This window comes from Streptomyces sp. HUAS MG56 (assembly GCF_058673395.1).
In genome coordinates this window covers 3,156,940-3,175,966 of sequence record NZ_CM178722.1, presented here as the reverse complement: position 1 = coordinate 3,175,966, position 19,027 = coordinate 3,156,940, and the positions used below count along the sequence as shown (strand labels likewise).

17 protein-coding genes are annotated in these 19,027 nt (G+C 73.1%); 8 read left to right on the top strand and 9 right to left on the bottom strand.

The features are described from left to right. The first annotated feature begins 36 nt into the window (after positions 1-36). A complete protein-coding gene (locus tag AC4OXY_RS15120; RefSeq protein WP_491994604.1) occupies positions 37-3,480 on the top strand; it encodes a DNA polymerase III subunit alpha in 3,444 nt (1,147 codons plus the stop codon). Beyond that, entirely contained in the window at positions 3,477-4,451 is a 975-nt protein-coding gene (locus AC4OXY_RS15115) for a DNA polymerase Y family protein (RefSeq protein WP_362819317.1), read from the top strand. The genes AC4OXY_RS15120 and AC4OXY_RS15115 overlap by 4 nt, the downstream gene beginning before the upstream one ends. A gap of 17 nt (positions 4,452-4,468) precedes the next feature. On the opposite strand, the gene AC4OXY_RS15110 is transcribed toward AC4OXY_RS15115, so the two are convergent. Next, positions 4,469-4,843 (bottom strand): cupin domain-containing protein, encoded by a 375-nt coding sequence (locus AC4OXY_RS15110; RefSeq protein ID WP_356022573.1) that lies wholly within the window; start codon positions 4,841-4,843, stop codon positions 4,469-4,471. Between the two features lie 90 nt (positions 4,844-4,933). Here AC4OXY_RS15110 and AC4OXY_RS15105 point away from each other — a divergent pair, with 90 nt between their 5' ends. Together AC4OXY_RS15105 and AC4OXY_RS15100 are read left to right on the top strand one after the other, a co-directional pair. Then, a complete protein-coding gene (locus tag AC4OXY_RS15105; protein ID WP_356022571.1) occupies positions 4,934-5,380 on the top strand; it encodes a MarR family winged helix-turn-helix transcriptional regulator in 447 nt (148 codons plus the stop codon). Between the two features lie 168 nt (positions 5,381-5,548). Continuing rightward, on the top strand, positions 5,549-6,412 hold the full coding sequence (locus tag AC4OXY_RS15100) for an esterase/lipase family protein (RefSeq protein WP_362819315.1): 864 nt from the start codon (positions 5,549-5,551) through the stop codon (positions 6,410-6,412). 50 nt (positions 6,413-6,462) lie between these two features. Here AC4OXY_RS15100 and AC4OXY_RS15095 read toward each other — a convergent pair whose 3' ends face one another. Next, positions 6,463-7,410, bottom strand: coding sequence for a lytic polysaccharide monooxygenase auxiliary activity family 9 protein (locus AC4OXY_RS15095; protein ID WP_376289087.1), 948 nt, complete (start codon positions 7,408-7,410; stop codon positions 6,463-6,465). Between the two features lie 166 nt (positions 7,411-7,576). Between AC4OXY_RS15095 and AC4OXY_RS15090 the strand changes: the two genes are divergently transcribed. After that, complete coding sequence (locus AC4OXY_RS15090; RefSeq protein WP_491994058.1) at positions 7,577-8,026, top strand: GNAT family N-acetyltransferase; 450 nt, start codon at positions 7,577-7,579, stop codon at positions 8,024-8,026. A 19-nt stretch (positions 8,027-8,045) separates the two neighbouring features. Here AC4OXY_RS15090 and AC4OXY_RS15085 read toward each other — a convergent pair whose 3' ends face one another. Then, on the bottom strand, positions 8,046-8,180 hold the full coding sequence (locus AC4OXY_RS15085; RefSeq protein WP_256464732.1) for a hypothetical protein: 135 nt from the start codon (positions 8,178-8,180) through the stop codon (positions 8,046-8,048). Positions 8,181-8,291: 111 nt separating this feature from the next. Between AC4OXY_RS15085 and AC4OXY_RS15080 the strand changes: the two genes are divergently transcribed. Further along, complete coding sequence (locus AC4OXY_RS15080) at positions 8,292-8,894, top strand: class I SAM-dependent methyltransferase (RefSeq protein WP_356022561.1); 603 nt, start codon at positions 8,292-8,294, stop codon at positions 8,892-8,894. 51 nt (positions 8,895-8,945) lie between these two features. Here AC4OXY_RS15080 and AC4OXY_RS15075 read toward each other — a convergent pair whose 3' ends face one another. Continuing rightward, complete coding sequence (locus AC4OXY_RS15075; protein ID WP_491994057.1) at positions 8,946-9,446, bottom strand: ribonuclease FAU-1 family protein; 501 nt, start codon at positions 9,444-9,446, stop codon at positions 8,946-8,948. Further along, positions 9,427-10,356 carry a GNAT family N-acetyltransferase gene (locus AC4OXY_RS15070; protein WP_491994056.1) on the bottom strand — a complete coding sequence of 310 codons (930 nt, stop codon included), beginning with the start codon at positions 10,354-10,356 and terminating at the stop codon, positions 9,427-9,429. Before AC4OXY_RS15070 ends, AC4OXY_RS15075 begins: the two co-directional genes overlap by 20 nt. A gap of 84 nt (positions 10,357-10,440) precedes the next feature. On the opposite strand from AC4OXY_RS15070, the gene AC4OXY_RS15065 reads away from it, so the two are divergent. Further along, a complete protein-coding gene (locus AC4OXY_RS15065) occupies positions 10,441-10,809 on the top strand; it encodes a GntR family transcriptional regulator (RefSeq protein WP_356022554.1) in 369 nt (122 codons plus the stop codon). A 17-nt stretch (positions 10,810-10,826) separates the two neighbouring features. Here the strand turns inward: AC4OXY_RS15065 and AC4OXY_RS15060 are convergent, their stop codons facing one another. Together AC4OXY_RS15060 and AC4OXY_RS15055 are read right to left on the bottom strand one after the other, a co-directional pair. Further along, the gene (locus AC4OXY_RS15060; protein ID WP_491994055.1) at positions 10,827-11,597 is read right to left on the bottom strand and encodes a DUF72 domain-containing protein; all 771 of its coding nucleotides are present in this window, start codon (positions 11,595-11,597) and stop codon (positions 10,827-10,829) included. Between the two features lie 15 nt (positions 11,598-11,612). Further along, on the bottom strand, positions 11,613-12,707 hold the full coding sequence (locus tag AC4OXY_RS15055; RefSeq protein ID WP_362819310.1) for a DUF5925 domain-containing protein: 1,095 nt from the start codon (positions 12,705-12,707) through the stop codon (positions 11,613-11,615). A 132-nt stretch (positions 12,708-12,839) separates the two neighbouring features. On the opposite strand from AC4OXY_RS15055, the gene AC4OXY_RS15050 reads away from it, so the two are divergent. Then, positions 12,840-14,258 carry a GH39 family glycosyl hydrolase gene (locus tag AC4OXY_RS15050; protein WP_491994054.1) on the top strand — a complete coding sequence of 473 codons (1,419 nt, stop codon included), beginning with the start codon at positions 12,840-12,842 and terminating at the stop codon, positions 14,256-14,258. A gap of 15 nt (positions 14,259-14,273) precedes the next feature. Here the strand turns inward: AC4OXY_RS15050 and AC4OXY_RS15045 are convergent, their stop codons facing one another. Continuing rightward, a complete protein-coding gene (locus AC4OXY_RS15045; protein WP_491994053.1) occupies positions 14,274-17,960 on the bottom strand; it encodes a lipopolysaccharide biosynthesis protein in 3,687 nt (1,228 codons plus the stop codon). Beyond that, on the bottom strand, positions 17,953-18,762 hold the full coding sequence (locus tag AC4OXY_RS15040; RefSeq protein ID WP_362819307.1) for a polysaccharide deacetylase family protein: 810 nt from the start codon (positions 18,760-18,762) through the stop codon (positions 17,953-17,955). The genes AC4OXY_RS15045 and AC4OXY_RS15040 overlap by 8 nt, the downstream gene beginning before the upstream one ends. Positions 18,763-19,027: the final 265 nt, after the last annotated feature.

Sequence of the window (19,027 nt, the reverse complement as noted above, 5' to 3'; positions counted from 1 at the left end):
AAGTAGGGAACTGATGTTCGAGTGCGGGAGGTGCGTGTGCCGGGCTTCGCGCATCTGCACACCGTCTCCGGGTTCTCCCTGAGGTACGGGGCCTCCCATCCGGAGCGGCTGGCCGAGCGTGCCTCGGAGCGGGGCATGGACGTGCTCGCACTGACGGACCGGGACACCGTCGCGGGGGCCGTGCGCTTCGCCAAGGCCTGCGCGGGGGCGGGCGTGCGGCCGGTTTTCGGGGTGAACCTCGCGGTGGCTCCGGCGCGGGCGCCGCGAGGCGAGCGGCGCCGTGTCCCGGTCCGTGGTGGCGCCTTTGTCGATGAGTCGATTCCCCGGATCACCTATCTCGCCCGGGCCGGCGCCCAGGGGTGGGCCGACCTGTGCCGGCTTGTCACGGCCGCGCACAAGAGCGCGGACACCCCTCGGCTGACCTGGCCCGACAACCACGGCGACGGGCTGACCGTGCTGCTCGGGCCCGGCTCCGACGTGGGGCGCGCGCTGGCCGCGGGGCGGCCGGACCGTGCGGCCGGGCTGCTCGCCGCCTGGCGTGAGGTCTACGGGGACGCGCTGCGGCTGGAGGCCGTCTGGCACGGGCGTACGGGGACGGGGACCGGCTCGCTGCGGCTCGCCGCCCGTACCGTCGGCTTCGCCGCCGAGCAGGGGGTGCGGCCGGTGCTGACCAACGCGGTCCGGTACGCCGACCCCGGCCAGGGCCCGGTCGCCGACGTGCTGGACGCCGCCCGGCGGCTGGTGCCGATCGACCCGACGAAGGAGCTGGACTCCGGGGAGGCCTGGCTCAAGGGGGCGGGGGACATGCTGCGGGCGGCCGAGCGGATCGTGGAGGCCGCGGGCTACCGGCGCGACCTCGCCCACCGGCTGCTGGAGCAGACCCGGACGACGGCCGCCGAGTGCCTGGTCGACCCCGAGGACGACCTCGGGATCGGTACGGTCCACTTCCCCGAGGCCCACCTCGTGGGTGCCGGGCGGCGGACCGCCCGGCGGGCCCTCGCCTCGCGGGCGGCGGCGGGGATGCTGCGGCTCGGGTACGGCGGGCGGCGTGCGTACTGGGAGCGGATGCACGACGAGCTGGACATCATCGACCACCATGGTTTCGCTTCCTATTTCCTGACGGTCGCCCAAGTCGTGGACGACGTACGGGAGATGGGCATCCGGGTCGCCGCCCGTGGCTCCGGCGCGGGGTCGTTGGTGAATCACCTCCTGGGCATCGCGAACGCCGACCCGGTCGAGCACGGGCTGCTGATGGAGCGCTTCCTGTCGAAGGAGCGCGTCGTGCTGCCCGACATCGACATCGACGTGGAGTCGGCGCGCCGGATCGAGGTGTACCGTGCGATCATCGGGCGTTTCGGCGAGGAGCGGGTCGCGACGGTCGCGATGCCGGAGACCTACCGGGTCCGGCATGCCGTCCGGGACGTGGGTGCCGCCCTGTCGATGGACCCGGAGGAGATCGACCGGGTCGCCAAGTCCTTTCCGCACATTCGGGCCCGGGACGCGCGGGCCGCCCTGGAGGAGCTGCCCGAACTGCGGCAACTGGCGGGCGAGAAGGAGCGGTTCGGGCGGTTGTGGGAGCTGGTCGAGGCGCTCGACGCCCTGCCGCGCGGGGTCGCCATGCATCCGTGCGGGGTGCTGCTGTCCGACGCCTCGCTGCGCGCCCGTACGCCGGTGGTGCCGACCAGTGGCGAGGGACTGCCGATGTCGCAGTTCGACAAGGAGGACGTGGAGGATCTCGGGCTGCTCAAGCTCGATGTGCTGGGGGTGCGGATGCAGTCGGCCATGGCGCACGCCCTGGCCGAGGTGGAGCGGGCCACCGGGCAGCGGGTCGACCTGGACGCGGTGCCGGCGGGGGACGCGGCGACGTACGAGCTGATCCGGTCCGCCGAGACGCTGGGGTGCTTCCAGATCGAGTCGCCGGGGCAGCGCGATCTGGTGGGGCGGCTGCAGCCGAGCACCTTCCATGACCTGGTCGTCGACATCTCGCTGTTCCGGCCCGGGCCCGTCGCCGCCGACATGGTGCGGCCGTTCATCGAGGCACGGCACGGGCGGGCGCCCGTGCGGTATCCGCATCCGGATCTGGAAGAACCGTTGCGGGGGACGTACGGCGTCGTCGTCTTCCACGAGCAGATCATCGACATCGTCGCCATCCTGACCGGGTGCGGGCGGGGCGAGGCCGACCGGGTGCGGCGGGGGCTGTCCGACCCGGAGTCGCAGGGGCGGATCCGGGTGTGGTTCGCGCAGCGTGCGGCGGCGAACGGGTACGACCTGGAGACGATCCGGCGGACCTGGGAGATCGTGGCGGCCTTCGGGTCGTACGGCTTCTGCAAGGCGCATGCCGTGGCTTTTGCCGTGCCGACGTATCAGTCGGCCTGGCTGAAGGCCCATCACCCGGCGGCCTTCTATGCCGGGCTGCTCACGCACGACCCGGGGATGTACCCGAAGCGGCTGCTGCTGGCCGACGCGCGGCGGCGGGGGGTGCCGATCCTGCCGTTGGACGTGAACGTGTCCGGGGTCGCTCATCGGATCGAACTGGTGTCTGAATCGGGGGTGTGGGGGGTGCGGCTCGCCCTGTGCGATGTGCACGGGATCAGCGAGGCGGAGGCGAAGAGGATCGAGGACGGGCAGCCGTATGCCTCCCTGGTGGACTTCTGGGAGCGGGGGCGGCCCAGCCGGCCGCTGGCCGGGCGGCTCGCCCAGGTCGGGGCGCTGGACGCGTTCGGCGCCAACCGGCGTGATCTGCAACTGCACTTGACCGAGCTGCAGCGGGGGGCGCGAAGCGGTGGCGGTGGTCAACTGCCCCTGGCCGGTGGGCGCGGGACCGCCCCGGCCGGACTGCCGGATCTGTCGGATGCCGAGCGGCTCAGCGCCGAGCTCGGGGTGCTGTCCATGGACGCCTCGCGGAATCTCATGGACGACCACCGGGAGTTCCTCGGGGAGCTGGGCGTGGTCTCCGCACGCCGGCTGCGTGCGGCGCGGCACGGGGAGGCCGTGCTGGTCGCGGGCGCCAAGGCGGCCACCCAGACCCCGCCGATCCGGTCCGGCAAACGGGTCATCTTCTCCACGCTGGACGACGGCACGGGGCTGGTCGATCTCGCGTTCTTCGACGACTCGCACGACGCCTGCGCCCACACCGTCTTCCATTCGTGGCTGCTGCTGGTCCGGGGCGTGGTGCAGCGGCGCGGGCCGCGCAGTCTGAGCGTGGTGGGTTCCGCCGCCTGGAACCTCGCCGAACTGGTCGAACTGCGTGCCGAGGGCGGGCTGGACGTGGTGGCCGCGCGGCTCGCGGAGCCGGTGACCGGGGGCGGTGACGGAGCCGGCGACGGGGACGGCGACGGCACGGGCGGGCGGCGGATCCATCTGCCCACCGGATACGAGATGCATCCGTGGGCCGACCTGCGCCCCGCCGGGCAGGAGGCCGCGCAAGGGCCCGCGGCGATACGGAAGTTGTGGCACCAGAGTCCGGGGAGTGCGGGATGACCATCCTCTGCGTACGTTTCCAGCTGCCGCCGATGTACGAGGCGGCCCTGCCGGGGCTGCTCGGACTGCTGGAGGACTTCACCCCCGTCGTCGAGGCGCTGCCCCCGGACGGGGCGCTGGCCGATCTGCGCGGTGCCCAGCGGTACTTCGGGCGCGGCGCCGTGGAACTGGCCTCGGTGATCCGGGTGCGGGCCCTCGCGCGGTACGGCGTCGACTGCGCGATCGGCGCGGGGCCGGGGCCGATGCTGGCCCGCGTGGCGCTGCGCGGCGCCCGGCCCGGGGTGACGTGTGCCGTGCCGGAGGACCCGGACGCCGTCGCGGACTTCCTCGCCGGGCTGCCGGTGTCCGCGCTGCCCGGCGTCGGCGCGGCGACCGCCCGCACCCTGTGCGAGTACGGCCTGGACACCCTGGGACTGGTCGCCGCCGCCCCGCTGTCCACGCTCCAGCGGCTGATCGGCGCGCGGGCGGGCCGGGAGCTGCGGGAGAAGGCGAACGGCGTCGATCGCGGGCGCGTCGTACCGAACGGCGTCTCGCGGTCGCTCGTCGCCGAACGGCCCTTCGAACGCGATGAGGTGGACCCCGACCGGCATCACAGGGCGCTGCTGTCGGCCGCCGGGGAACTGGGTGCCCGGCTGCGCGCGCTGGAGAAGGTCTGCCGCACCCTGACGCTCACCGTGCGCTACGCCGACCGGTCCTCGACCGCCCGCAGCCGCACCCTGAAGGAGCCCACCGCGCACTCGGCGGCCCTGACGCGGACGGCCTGTGGCATGTACGAGGCGCTCGGCCTCCAGCGCGCCCGGGTCCGCGCGATCGCCCTGCGCGCCGAGGGCCTGACCTGCGCCGACCAGGCCTCCTACCAGCTCACCTTCGACCCCGTGGACGAAAAGGTCCGCCGCATCGAGGAGGTCGCGGACCGCGCACGCGCGAAGTTCGGGCCCAGGGCGGTGATCCCGGGGTCACTGGCGGCGTGACTCCGTTCGGCCGGGTGTCAGTTGGCCCAGGGCGGAGCGATGCGGGTGCCGTCGGCGAGCTCCGCCTCCAGACCGACGGAGGTGGTGACCCAGGAGATCGCCGTGTGGCCGGACGGATTCTCCACGGCGAGGGTCGCGCCGGCGTTGACGATCACGGTGTCCCCCGCGCCGATGCGGTCGGTCCGGCCGTCGAGGGTGATCAGCAGGTCGCCGACGAGCAGATGGAAGATCTCCTCCCGGGTGACGGTGTGCGCCGGGGCCTTGGTCCCCGGAGGAATCTCGCCGCGCCAGGCGCACAGTTCTCTGCTTCCGGTGAGCGGGGTCGCGTACGAGACGAAGCGGGCGCCGTGGATCTCGTGGGACACGGCCTGGGTGGAACGGACGACGGGCATGGCTGTGCTCTCCGTTCGGAAAGTAGTCAAGCTGCTTGACTATATGGTCAAGCAGCTTGATCGATCCGTCAAGGGTGTTTCAATGCCCCCGTGCAGAACTCCGACGCCATGGCCCTGTCCGCCGCGCTGCTCGCCGCCGCGGGCGACCTCACGCAACGCATTCACGAGGGGGTCTTGGCCCGGGGGTTCGCCGATCTGCGGCCCGCCCACGGCTTCGCCTTCGCGCGGCTCTCTCCGGACGGGGCCACCGTCAGCGACCTCGCCGCCCATCTCGGCGTGACCAAGCAGGCCGCGAGTCAGCTGGTCGACGAGATCGTGCGCAAGGGGTACGCCGAGCGCCGGTCGCATCCGCGGGATGCGCGTGCCCGGTTGGTCGTGCTGACCGAGCGTGGCCGGGACTGCACCCGGGCGGCGGAGCAGGCGGCCGCCGAGGTGGTGGGCGGATGGGCCGAGGTGCTCGGGGAGCGGGAAGTGCGCCTGCTGGGGGACCGGTTGGCGCGCGTCGCGCCGGGCGGGCCGATCAGGCCGGCCTGGTGACGGAGTGTCGGTTCCAGTGATGTTCCACCGGTGCTGGAAGGTTTTTACTGGCGCGTAACTTCACACTTGCGCTACTCGCCCGTAACTTGACGAGTGAACAGCGTCCTCGTGATCCGGATCACAGGGTAAGGCCGTCGCACCTCCCTTGAGCCGCAAGGAGATCACTCGATGCTGCCCTGGAAGCGAGCCCTCAGACCCCTCGCCGCACTGCTGCTCACCACCGCCGTCGCCGTCGTGCCGGCCGCCACCGCGCACGCGGCCGACTCCGCCCCGAGCACCGGCTGGAACGACTTCAGCTGCAAGCCCTCCGCCGACCATCCCCGGCCGGTCGTCCTGGTGCACGGCACCCTGGGCAACTCGGTCGACAACTGGCTCTCCCTCGCCCCCTACCTGGAGGCCCGCGGATACTGCGTCTTCTCCGTCGACTACGGCCAACTGACCGGCGTCCCCGTCTTCTACGGCCTCGGCCCCATCGACAAGTCGGCCGGCCAGCTGTCCGCCTTCGTCGACAAGGTGCTCGCCGCGACCGGCGCCGCCAAGGCCGACCTCGTCGGCCACTCCCAGGGCGGCATGATGCCCCGCTACTACCTGAAGTTCCTCGGCGGCGCCGCCAAGGTGAACGCCCTCGTCGGCCTCGCCCCCGACAACCACGGCGCCACCCTCAGCGGCCTCACCAACCTGCTGCCGTACTTCCCCGGCGCCTCGGACCTGATCAAGGCCACCACCCCCGGCCTCGCCGACCAGATCCCCGGCTCGGACTTCCTCACCAGGCTCAACGCGGGCGGCGACACCGTCCCCGGAGTGCACTACACCGTCATCGCGACCAAGTACGACGAGGTGGCCACGCCCTGGCAGAGCCAGTACCTGAGCGGCTCGGACGTCCACAACGTCCTGCTCCAGGACCTGTGCCCGCTCGACCTCACCGAGCACGTCGCGATCGGCCTGTTCGACCGCATCGCCTTCCACGAGGTGGCGAACGCGCTGGATCCGGCCCACGCGAGCGCCACCACCTGCGCGTCGGCCCTCAGTTGACGCGCGCCGGGGCCTGTCCGACCTGAGCCGCCGGACAGGCCCCGGAACCCTCAGCGGCGGCCCGTCGCCCGGCGCCGCACCGACAGGAACAGCGCGGCCGAGCCGAGCGCCAGTGCCGCCGCGCCACCGAGCGCCAGGTAGGTGGTGCCGGTGGACGCACCGGTCTCCGCGAGGTTCCGCGAAGTGCCCGCGGCCTCGGGCGCGTTGGCGGTGCGGGGCGGGGCGGCCGCGTCGCCGCCGTGGCCGTGGTGGCTCATCGTCGACTTGCCGGCACCCGCCGCGATCTGCCGGTCGGTGGGGGCGGAGGCGGCCGGGGCGGGGGCGGTGCCCGTACCGCCCGCACTGCTCGTGCTGCCCGTGTTCTCCGTGGCGCCGCCGAAGTCGACGTCCGAGCAGGAGTAGAACGCCTCCGGGCTGTCCGAGCGCTGCCAGACCGCGTACAGCAGCTGCCTGCCCGAGCGCTCGGGGAGCGTGCCGGAGAACGTGTAGAAGCCGCCCGAGGCGACCGGGTCGGTGACCGTCGCCACCGGGTGCGCCAGATCCAGTTCGGACCAGGCCAGCGGCTTCGCCGGGTCGTAGCCGGGCTTGGTGGAATAGACCGTGAAGGTGCCCTTGTGCGGGGCCGTCACCCGGTACTTGAAGGTGTACGACCCGCTGTGCACGCGCGTCGCCGGCCAGTCGGCGCGGGCCAGGTCCAGGCCCTTGAACTCCTCGTTGTCCGCACTGCACAGCCTGCCGTCCGGGATCAGCTGCCGGTGCCGGCCGGCCGCGTCGCCGATCCGGATGCCGTTCCAGTCGTACAGCGCCTGGGTGCCGCCCGCCGCCACGGCCGCCCTGCACGCGGCCGACCTCGGGCTCTCCGGCCCCTCGGCGTAGCACTGAGAGACCCGGCTGACCGGATCGCCCATCGAACCGTGCGCGGACGCGGGCGCGGCGGCGAGTGCCAGCGCGGTGCTGCCGAGGGCGGCGACGACGGCGACCTTGCGGCGTGCGGGCATGGGGAACTCCTCGAACGGTCCTCGGGGGCGGGCTGGATCCCGTGGGGGCGATCCGACGCTAGCCCCAAGAATCCGAAAAATCGCCTGCTGGGGGCGGGCGGGGGAGATCCTTATGGCGGCGTTAAGGGAGTGCTCAGACTGCGCTGAGGCAGATAGCGTCCACGCCATGACGAACGACGAGATCAGGCCCGCCCGGGCCGCCGACGCACCGGCCGTGAAGGCGGTGACCGACGCGGCCTACCGTCACTACATCGAACGCATCGGGGTGGTGCCGCAGCCCATGGAGGCGGACCACGTGGCGGACGTGGCCGCGGGCCGGGTGTTCGTCCTCGGGGAGCCGGTGACCGGGCTCGTCGTCATCGACGCCCACGACGACCACCTGTTCCTCGACAGCATCGCCGTTCACCCCGACGCGCACGGCAACGGGGTGGGACGGCGCCTGCTGGAATTCGTGGACGCACGCGCGCGTGCGCTCGGTCTGTCCGAGGTCAGGCTCTACACGAACGCGATGATGTGGGAGAACCAGGAGATCTATCCGAAGTTCGGCTACGACGCGGTGGAACGGCGCGCGGACGGGCCGTACGACCGCATCCACTACCGCAAACGGCTGGGCTGACCACGCGCGGCCGGTCCGGTCAGCCGTCCGGCCACCAGGTGCGGGCGATGTCCTTGCGCACCTCCGGACGCCCCGCGGGACGCTCCTCCGCCTCTTCGCGGATGCGGCGGCTGTCCGTCCTCTTCAGGGGCTTCTGCACGGTCGCGCGGCGCATGGCTGCCTCCTTCAGCACCTACCCGGTTCCGTGATGTCACGGAGGCAGACGCTTTCGGGGAGGGTTCCTCATCGGAGCCGGATTGTCAGTGGCGGGTGTCACTCTGTGGGCATGAGCGCTGTGGGCACGAACGAGATCGACTGGGACGCCGAGGCCGCCGGCTTCGACGACGAACCGGACCACGGGCTGCGCGATCCCGAGGTCCGCGCGGCCTGGGCGGCCAGAGTCCGCGGCTGGCTGCCCGGACACCCCGCCGACGTCCTCGACCTGGGCTGCGGCACCGGCAGCCTCGCGCTCCTCGCCGCCGAGCGGGGCCACCGGGTGACGGGTGTCGACGCGTCCCCGGCGATGGTCGAGCGGGCCCGCGCCAAGCTCGCCGGGCGGGACGCGGCGGTCCTGTGCGGGGACGCCGCGGCCCCGCCGGTGGGCGAGCAGCGCTTCGACGTCGTCCTCGTCCGGCATGTGCTGTGGGCCCTGCCCGCGCCCGACCGGGTGCTGCGGCACTGGCGCGAGCTGCTGCGGCCCGGAGGCCGTTTCGTGCTGGTCGAGGGGGTCTGGGGGACCGCGCACCCCGTCGGCATCCCCGCCGGGCGCCTCACCGCCCTGCTCGCGCCGCTGAGCGCGGACGTACGCGTGGAGCGACTGTCCGGCGACCCGCTGCTGTGGGGCAGAGCCGTCGAGGACGAGCGGTACGCGGTGGTGGCGACCGTGTGAGCCGATCCGGGCCGGGCGCGCGTGCCTGCGCCCGGCTCCGGCGTCAGCGGGTCAGGCCAGCAGGTCCGCGAAGCCGCCGGCGCGGGCCAGCGCCTCCAGCGTGTCCAGGGCCGCCACGGCGGCGGACGCGGCCCCGGGGTCCGCCTCCGTCAGTCCGCTCGCGGCGAACTCGTCCTCGTCCAGCCGTCGTACGTCGCTGCCGTCGGCGGAGCGCCACAGGTCCAGGTCGAGGTCCTCCACCACCAGCTCGGCGCCGGTGCGCACCGCCGGGCGGGTGATGTCGCAGTACCACCCCTTCACCGTGCCGTCCCCGGCCCGGACCTCCTTGACCGCGTACCAGCGGTCCCGCCAGAAGTACTCGGTGAAGACGTCGCCCGGCTCGAAGCGGACGAAGCCGAAGTCCCGGACCCCGGCGCCCGCCCAGGGGGCCCGTACGGCGATGCGCGTGCCGTCGTCGTGGAGCAGCTCGGCCGGGTAACGGATCTTCGTACGGCCGCCCTTGACCAGTACGACCGTCAACCCGGCCGGCGGCTCAGACGAGTTCGTGGACATGGCGGACCTCCGTCGCACAGATCTCGTACCCCAGCGACGTGTTGATCGCCAGCATCGGGGCGTTTGCGGTGTCGTTGCCCGTCAGCGCGTCGGTCAGGCCGGCGGCGCGGGCGCGGTGCAGCGAGTCGGTCTTGGCCAGCTTGGCCAGGCCGCGCCGGCGGAAGGCGCGCGCGGTGCCCGTCATCGCGGTGACATAGCGACTGCCCCCGTCGGTGTACGCCACGCTGAAGGCGACCGGGCGGCCCCCGGCCACCACGACCGTGGTCAGCTCGCGGTCGAGCAGCGGATGCTCCCAGGATCCCGTGAGCCAGGCCTCGTAGTCGGTGAACTCGACGTCGACGTCGCCCGGTTCGTCGGACATCGTCTCCGCGTCCAGCCGGAACAGCGGCCGCGGGTCGTCCGCGAAGTCCGCGGCCGTGCGCAGTTCGACGCCCGGCGGGGGAGCGGGCAGGGGCGGCAGCGAGGCGTGGGCCAGGTCCAGCCGGAGGAAGTGGGCGGAGCGGCTGGCACGGTAGCCGCGCCTCTCGGCGAAGGCGCGGTTGGCCGGCTCGTCCAGCACCCACGCGAACAGCTTCGTCGCCCCGTGCGCCGCCAGATGCTCCTCGGCGGCCCGCACCAGCAGGTCGCCCGCGCCGCGCCGGGTCCGCTCCGGGTGGACGTAGATGTTGAGCATGCCCTGGCCGGGTTCGGGGCTGTCGTGCGCCAGCATCACCTGGGCGGTGCCGATCACCTCGCCGTCCTCCTCCGCCACGAGGGACCGGGCCCCGGCCTCGGGAGGGGTGCGGGTGAGCGTGTGCAGGACGGACGCGGGGGTCCACAGGATGTACGGGAGGGCCTGATGCCGTACCCGGGTGAAGTCCTCGACGTCGGAGGGGTCACCAGGGCGCAGATCGCGCACGGTCACAGTCATGACAGGGGACCGTACGGACACACGTTCCGGTACGCCTCTCATTTTCCGGCGGGTGGGCCACGCCGGGTGCGGGACAATCGGGTCGTGAGCCTGAAGATCCGCATCGATGACAGCGCGCCCCCGTACGAGCAGGTGCGGGCGCAGATTTCCGAGCAGGCGCGGTCCGGGGTGCTGCCGGTGGGGTACCGGCTGCCGACCGTGCGCGGGCTGGCCGAGTCGCTGGGGCTCGCCGTGAACACCGTGGCCAAGGCGTACCGGGCGCTGGAGACCGACGGGGTGATCGAGACCCGGGGACGCAACGGCACCTTCGTGGCGGCCGCCGGCTCGGCCGCGGAGCGGGGGGCCGCCGCCGCGGCGCAGACGTATGTCGAGCACGTCCGGAGGCTGGGGCTGGACGAGCCGGAGGCGCTGGCCGCCGTGCGGGACGCCCTGCGGGCCGGTTACGGGAAGTAACGCGAAGGCGGGAAGCCTCAGTGGAGCCGGGCCGGCTCCGGTACGCGCGTCACCGTGAGACCCGCCCGCTGCGCCGCCCTCCCGAACGTCACCGCGTCCGCCACCGCCGCCCCGCCGGGGTCGTTGTTGAAGTAGGCGTACACATCACGCGCGTCGGACCAGGTCGTCGCGACGCGGTCCACCCAGGTCTCCAGGCAGCGGCGGCCGTAGCGGGGCCAGGGGTGGGCGCGGCCCTCGTGGAAGCGGACGTAGCCCCAGTCGGCCGTGCGCCACAGCGGGGTCGTCGGGTGGGCCTGCACGTCCGCCCAGCACAGCGCCGCGCCCCGGGCCGACAGGACCTGGCGCACCTCGGATGTCCACCAGGAGGCGTGACGGGGCTCGACCGCCACCCTCGTACCGGACGGGAAGCGGGCCAGACAGGCGTCCAGCAGCGCGGGGTCCGCGCGCAGGGTCGGCGGGAGCTGGAGGAGGACCGGCCCCAGGCGGTCACCGAGGCCCGCCGCGTGGGTCATCAGCCGGTCGACCGGCTCGGCGGGGTCCTTCAGGCGCTTGATGTGGGTGAGATAGCGGCTGGCCTTGACCGCGACGACGAAGTCCGGCGGCACGCGCTCGCGCCAGGTCTCGAAGTTCTCCCGGGTCGGCAGCCGGTAGAAGGCGTTGTTGAGCTCCACCGTCGCGAAGAGCCGGGTGTACTCCTCCAGCCACAGCCGCGCCGGGACCCCGGCCGGATACACGAGGTCCCGCCAGTCCTTGTACTGCCAGCCGGAGGTGCCGACGAACAAGGTCACACCACCATCAAAGCACTACAGGTACAGCCCCGCGTCCGCACCGTCCCGCGCCCCCGGCACCGAGGTCGGGGCCGTGCCCCGGCGCAGCGCGTACAGCTCGGCCAGGGTGGCGCCCTCGCGGCCGACGCCCTCCTCGGTGCCGAGCCAGTTCACCGCCTCGCGGCGGCTGAGCGGGCCCACCTCGATACGGGCCAGACAGCGGCCGGGGCGGACCACCGCCGGGTGCAGCCGCTCCAGGTCCTCGTTGGTGGTGACGCCGACCAGGACGTTGCGGCCCTGGCCGAGGAGGCCGTCGGTCAGGTTCAGCAGCCGGGACAGGGCCTGGCCCGCCGTGTGCTTGGCCTCGCCGCGGATCAGCTCGTCGCAGTCCTCCAGGAGCAGCAGGCGCCAGCGGCCCTTGCCCGCGCTGTCCTCCTCGCCGATCGCGATGTCCATCAGATAGCCGACGTCGGAGAAGAGGCGCTCGGGGTCCAGGACGCAGTCGACCTGGCACCAGTCCCGCCAGGAGCGGGCGAGCGTGCGCAGCGCGGAGGTCTTGCCGGTGCCCGGCGGGCCGTGCAGCAGCAGGAGGCGGCCGGCGATGTCCTGCGGGGTCGTCTTCATCAGGCGGTCCATCGCGTCCGCCACCGGGGCCGTGTAGTTGGGCCGGATCTCGTCCCAGGTGCCCGCGGAGATCTGCCGGGTGGTGCGATGCGGGCCGCGCCGCGGGGAGACGTACCAGAAGCCCATCGTCACGTTCTCGGGCTGCGGCTCGGGCTCGTCGGCCGCGCCGTCCGTGGCCTGGTCGAGGACCCGCTCGGCGAGGTCCGCGCTGGTCGCGGTGACCGTGACGTCCGCGCCGCGGTTCCAGCGCGAGACCAGCAGGGTCCAGCCGTCGCCCTCGGCGAGCGTGGCGCTGCGGTCGTCGTCGCGCGCGGCGCGCAGCACGCGGGCGCCGTCGGGCAGCAGGGTCGCGCCGGAGCGGACGCGGTCGATGTTCACGGCGTGCGAGTACGGCTGCTCGCCCGTCGCGAAGCGGCCGAGGAACAGCGCGTCGACGACGTCGGACGGCGAGTCGGAGTCGTCGACGTGGAGCCGGATCGGCAGAGCGTCGTGTGGGTTAGCAGACATGCCGCCATGATCCGCCACCGATGACCTCCGCGCACGGCATTTCCTCCCCTTGTGCCGGGTGTTCCGAAGAGCCGTCGCGGGTGTCGCGAACTCCCGCCGGACGGATGCCCTCCGCCGTTACTGTTGTCCTTGATGGGACGTCATGGGTGGGATTCGGATACTCGGCGGTGGCGGCTCACCGCCCTGCTCGGCGTCGGCGCGGTCGCGCTGGCCCTGGTGGTGACCCTCGTCAGCACGCTGTCCGGCGGTCCCGGCACGACCGGCACCACCCGCGACGGCGCCACGGTGCACGGCACTCCGGCCCGGCCGAGCGCGGCACCGGAGCCGTACGTCGGCTGGGGCTTCACACACACCCAGTACAGCGCCGACCAGGGCGCCGGCGCGGCCACCACGCGCGTGGAGCAACTGCTCACGCAGAACCGCGGACTGGCGCAGAACCAGGCGGTCATGGGCTGGGGCGCGGACAACCCCGAACCGGTCCAGGGGCACTACGACTTCGGCGCCCTGGACCGGCGGATCGACTTCATGCGGGCCTCCGGCGGCACCCCGGTGATCACCCTGTGCTGCGCCCCGGACTGGATGAAGGGCGGGCGGGCCGGGGTCGGCAACACGAACTGGAGCCAGTCCGCCCTGGAGACCGCCCCCACCCCCGACCACTACCAGGACTACGCCGACCTCGCCGCGACCGTCGCCCGGCGCTACCCGGACGTGAAGCACTTCATCGTCTGGAACGAGTTCAAGGGCTTCTGGAACGACGCCAAGTCCCGCTGGGACTACGAGGGTTACACCACGCTGTACAACCTCGTGTACACGGCGCTGAAGAAGGTCGACAAGGACATCATGGTCGGCGGGCCGTACCTCGTCATGGACAGCGTCGACCCCAGGGACCAGAACGCCTCCGCCGCGGTGAGGGGTCCATGGGGCGCCATGGACCAGCGGGTGCTGGACGCCTTCACCTACTGGAACGCCCACAAGGAGGGCGCCGACTTCACCGTGGTCGACGGCTCCAGCTACACCCGCGACGACGACCTGCTGCCGGACGAGTTCGCGGCCACCGGCAAGTTCACCGCGGTCGGCGAGTGGATCCGGCGGCAGACCCACGACCTGCCGCTGTGGTGGGCCGAGTACTACGTCGAGCCCGGCGACGGCAACGGCAACCGCACCGGCTGGACCGAACCGCACCGCGTCGCCGCGCAGGCCACCGGCATGATCGCCCTGGTGCGGGGCGGCGCCGACTCCGGCTTCTACTGGAACCCGGAGGACAAGTCCGGCAGCGGCTGCGCCGGCTGCCTGTGGACGCCGACCGACAGCGCCGCCGGCGGCCGCGAACTGCCCATGTACGACCTGGTGTCCCGGTTCGCCAGGGCCTTCCCGCCGGGCACGCGGTACGAGGACGTGCCGGTCGCCGCGGACGACGTGCCGAACGTCCGTGTCATGGCGAGCGACAGGACCGTCCTCGTGGTCAACACGCAGAACCGGCCGATCAGCGCGCAGATCGACGGCAAACGGTTCGGGATGGGGCCGTACGAGGTGAAGTGGCTCGACCGCTGAACGGCCGAGCCGCCCTCACTTCATGGTCAGGAACCGCTGCACCAGCGCGGCCAGCACCACCGCCAGCAGCGGCAACGAGAACCAGAACGAGCCCTGGAGCAGGCGCAGTTGTCGTACGCCCGGACGCATCGCGACGCGTGCGACCTCGCGTGCGGCCAGCAGCAGGACCAGCAGGACGGCGGCCAGCGCGCCGACCACCGACCACGGGGTCCAGGTCACGATCGGCCCGGTCGGCCCCGGGTCCGGCTTCGGCACCGCGCCCGCCGGCCGCTGCCGCATCGCGTACACGGTGACGTCGTCGTTGGCGTAGGCCTTCGTCAGCTCCTGCCGGTCGTCCAGGTTCTCGACCAGCCGCCGCTCCCAGGAGACGGGGTAGCCCGCGTCCAGCTGGAGATAGGTGACCTGACTGCGGTTGATCATCAGATACGAGTTCGGGCCCGCGTCCTTCAACGACTTGACCAGGCCCGACACCAGGACCGGGTCGGTCGGGGCCAGCGCGGGCACGTAGTTCACGCGCTCCATGTCCTTGGCGCCCCACGGCAGCGCCGGGGTCACGTCGTTGACCGTGTCCTGCGTCAGCCACAGCAGGCGGACCGTCGGCCTGTCGTGGGCGTACACCCAGTTCATCGCCGCGACCTCGCCGGGCCGGGTCCGCTCGAACGTCTCGTTGCCCCAGCGGGCCACCAGGAAGCCGCCCATCAGCAGCAGCCCGGCGAGCAGCGCGGCCAGCGGGGCGAGGCTCACCCGGTCCTTCGCGCGCTCCTTCGCGGTGACGCCGGTGCGCGGGAAGAGGGCGAGGGCGCCGAGCAGGGCCGCGCCCGGCACCGCGAACATGAAGACGCGCAGCGCCATCTCGCCGCCGTACGACTGCATGCCGAAGCCGAGGAACGGCACGAAGGTGAGGACCAGCAGGGAGCGTTCGCGGTAGCGGTGGAAGCGCCGGCGCCACCAGCCCCAGCAGGCGAACGCCAGCACCGAGCCGGCCAGCAGCACGCGGACGTACAGCACCAGCTTGTGGCTCGAACTGCCGCCCTGGATACGGCCGGAGACGGACGTCGACACATTGCTGCCGACCCCGCCGACCCCGCCGAACAGATCGTTGAAGTGCCCGGACCAGTACGGTTCGGCCATGAAGCCGAGCCATACCGCGGCCAGCACCCCGAACAGCAGGGGCAGGCCGCGCAGTTCGGACCGGCGGAGCAGGACCAGGGCCGCGAGCACGCCGAGCATGACGAACGGGGTGAGCTGGTGCGCGGGCACGCTCGCCGCGTACAGGCCGATCAGCACCAGGAGCAGGACGGACCGCTGCTGCCGGTCGGCCGGTGCCGGCTCGGCCTCGCCGGGCCGGTACGTCGTCCAGATCACGCGCGGCGACCGGAACCAGACCAGCAGGATCGCCACGAACATCAGGTACAGCAGATAGGTGAAGCCCTGCGGGGAGAAGTAGTCCTGGCCGACCCAGCCGCACAGCACGAACAGCCAGACGCCGGTCCACTTCGCCCGCCAGCTCGCCCGCATCGACCGGGTGAGCAGGAACATCGGTGCCAGATAGGCGAGTTGGACGGCGGTCGGCCACCAGCGGATGACCTCGGTGAAGTCCGTGACCCCGCAGGCCCGGCCGACGAACGCGGCGGCCGCGAAGAACCCGGGCCAGCTCCAGCGGGCGTCCAGGTCGGGTACGGCGGAGCCGGTGCGGTCGATGTAGTCGAGGAAGCCGAGGTGCTGCCACGCCGTGGGGAAGCGCGGCTCGGTTTCGAGCACGGCGGGCAGGGCGTGCAGTGACACGACCGTCGCCAGCAGGGTGAGCAGCAGCAGCGCCCGGTGTTCGCGGCGCAGCCACAGCAGCGCGGCGAACACCGTGACCAGCAGAGCGGCCCCGGCCAGGGTCGGCAGCGGCAGCACCGAGACCAGCCCGAGCCCGCCCATCCGGTCCAGGTCCGCCTCGCCGAGCCGCAGCGCGGGCACCCAGTACAGCAGCAGGGCGGCGATCAGCAGACAGCCGAGGACGACTCCGGAGCGGGTGGGCAACAGCCGTTGCGTGAGCGGCCCGTGCGCCGCGTGCTCCTCAGGGGCCTCTTCCTCGTCCGGTACGGCGCGGCCGGCGGCCAGGGACGCGTCCGGTCCCCCCGCCGTGAACGGCGCGTCGACCTCCGCCGCCCCCGCCTCCCGCGGCAGCGGCGTGCCCGTGGGCGGGGTGCCCGGGCCCGGGCGGACGTCGGGACGGCGCTCGGCGTGGTCGAAGTCGACGTGGATGCCGAGGGCGAGGGTGTCCGAGTCCAGCGCCCAGGCCGGACCGGGCCGGCGCGTCGTGACGCCGGCGGCCGGGACCTCGCGCGGGCCCAGGTCGGCGAGGTCCCCGTCGGGTGCGGCCGCGTCGGCCGCGGCGTCGGGGGCGCTCCGGATCGTCCGCCACAGCCGCGGCGCGGCGAGCGCGGCGATCACCGCGAGACTGCCGGCCTCGGCGACGCCCGCGCCGGTCAGCCCCATCCGGGGCAGGAGCAGCAGGGTCGCCCCCAGCACCAGAACGCACAACAGGCCCTGGAACAGGGCGAGTCCGCCGGTGCGGCTGCGCGCGCGCAGCACCGCGAAGTACGTCTCGATCACGACCCGCAGCACCGAGCCGACCGCGAGCCAGCGCAGCAGCGGGGTCGCCGCGTCCGCGTAGCCCGCGCCGAACACACCGAGGATCCAGGGCGCGCCGACGATCAGGACGGCGGCGACCGGCAGCATGATCCGGGCCATCCGCCGCAGCGCCGCCCGGGTGTGGGCGGCCAGCCGGTCCGGGTCGTGCGAGCCCTCGACGGTGAGGGAGGCGCCCATGTTGATGGCGAGGAGGTCGGTCGTGCCGCCGATGGTGGTGGCGATGTAGAAGTACGCGTTCTGCGCCGAGCTGACCTGCGAGGCGACGATCACCGGGACGAGGTAGATCACCGCGAGCGAGAACAGCGAGCCGGTGTAGTCCCCGGCCAGGAACCGGCCGACCTGCCGCAGCGTGGGCGGTTCGGTGTGGCCTTCGGTCGCCCTGACATGCCGGGGCACCAGCCGCCGGAACACCAGCCAGCCCAGCGGCACGACCGAGGTGGCGATGGCGGCCACCCAGGAGACGAAGACACCGGTGGCGGGTATGGCGACGGCGAACGCGGCGAGCAGGGCCAGCTTCACGGCCGAGAACACGGTGTTGCCCACCGGCACCCAGGTCGCGCTGCGCAGCCCGGTCAGCACACCGTCCTGGAGCGTGAGCAGGTTCCAGGCCATGACGGCCACGACGAAACCGAGCCCGTGCAGCGTGCCGTGCAGGAACCGGTAGGACGGTCCCCAGGAGTCCAGGGTCAGCAGGAAGACGCCGGCCGCGACCGCCACCACCAGCGAACTGCCCGCGTACGTACGGAAGATGAGCGTGCCGGTGCGCTTCCCGGACACCGGGATGAAGCGGGCGAGGGCACCGGTCAGGGTGACCGCGGTCAGTCCGGCGAGGAACTTCATCGCGGCGATGGCGGCCGAGCCCTGCCCGACCGCCGACTCGGAGTAGTAGCGCGCCGCGGCCAGCCAGAAGCCCAGCCCGAGGACGGCGCTGATGCCGGTGTTGAGCATCAGCGCGTAGGCGTTGCGGAACAGCGGGCTGCCGTCGCGCGGGGACCGGCCCGCCCCGGGCGCCTCGTCGGCGCCGGTCGTGGCCTCGGTGGTGGTCGTCGTGTCAGACACGGGAACGCATGGCCTTCCGGCGGACCTGGCGGATCTGGCGGGCTCTGCGGACGAGGGCGTACCCCTTGGTGAGGGCGCGGTCCCCGGCGAAGGTGCGGGCGATCGCACGGCCCTGGAGCAGCCGCTCGAACTCCTCGACCGTGGTGCCGCGCCGGACCGTGACCCGTTCGAGTGCGTACGGCCCCTGGCGGCGGCGGGCGAGCGCGTTGCCGACGGCGAGGGCCTGGGCGTAGCCGCTCGCCCGCACCGCCCGGCGCACCCGGCGGCTGGAGTAGCCGTACGGGTAGGCGAACGACAGCGGGCGGGCGCCGAGTTCGCCCTCGACGATCTCGGTGCAGCGGTCCAGCTCGGCACGCAGCTCGTCGTCGCCGAGCTGGTCGAGCTGCGGGTGGGTGTGGCTGTGGCCGCCGATCTCGACGCCGGCGGCGGCCAGTTCGCGTACCTGGGGCCAGTCGAGCATGGTGTCCAGGCCGCCTCCGGTGTCGTGCGTGCCCCGGAGCCAGCCGGTGGAGACGAACAGCGTGGCCGGGAAGCCGTGCTTGGCGAGCACGGGCAGTGCGTGCCGGTGCACGCCCTCGTAACCGTCGTCGAAGGTGATCAGCACCGGCCGGGCGGGCAGCGGGCGGCCGGTGCGCCAGCGCTCCGCGAGGCCGGCGGTGGTCAGCGGGGCCAGGCCCAGATCACCGATCAGCGCCATCTGCTCGGCGAACGCCTCCGGTGCGACCGACAGGGCCCGGGTGGCGTCGTTGGGGGCGGTGGCGACGGAGTGGTACATGAGGATGGGCACGGTCGACTCATCCATCGGTGCCCCCCGCCGAACCGGCGCGCGCCCGACCGCCTTCTGCGGAAGCACCGCGCGCCCGAGCGCCGTCGCGGGCCGGGGGCGCGGGTGGCGTCTCCTGGGCCGGTGGTGCCGGTGGCGTCCCGTGGACTGGCGGTGCGGGCGGCGTCCCTTGGGCTGGTGGTGCGGACGGCGTCCCTTGCGCCGGTGGTGCGGAGGGCGTCTGCTGGACCGGCGGCGCGGAGGGCGTCTCCTGGGCCGGTGGTGCCGGCGGTGTTCCCGGGAC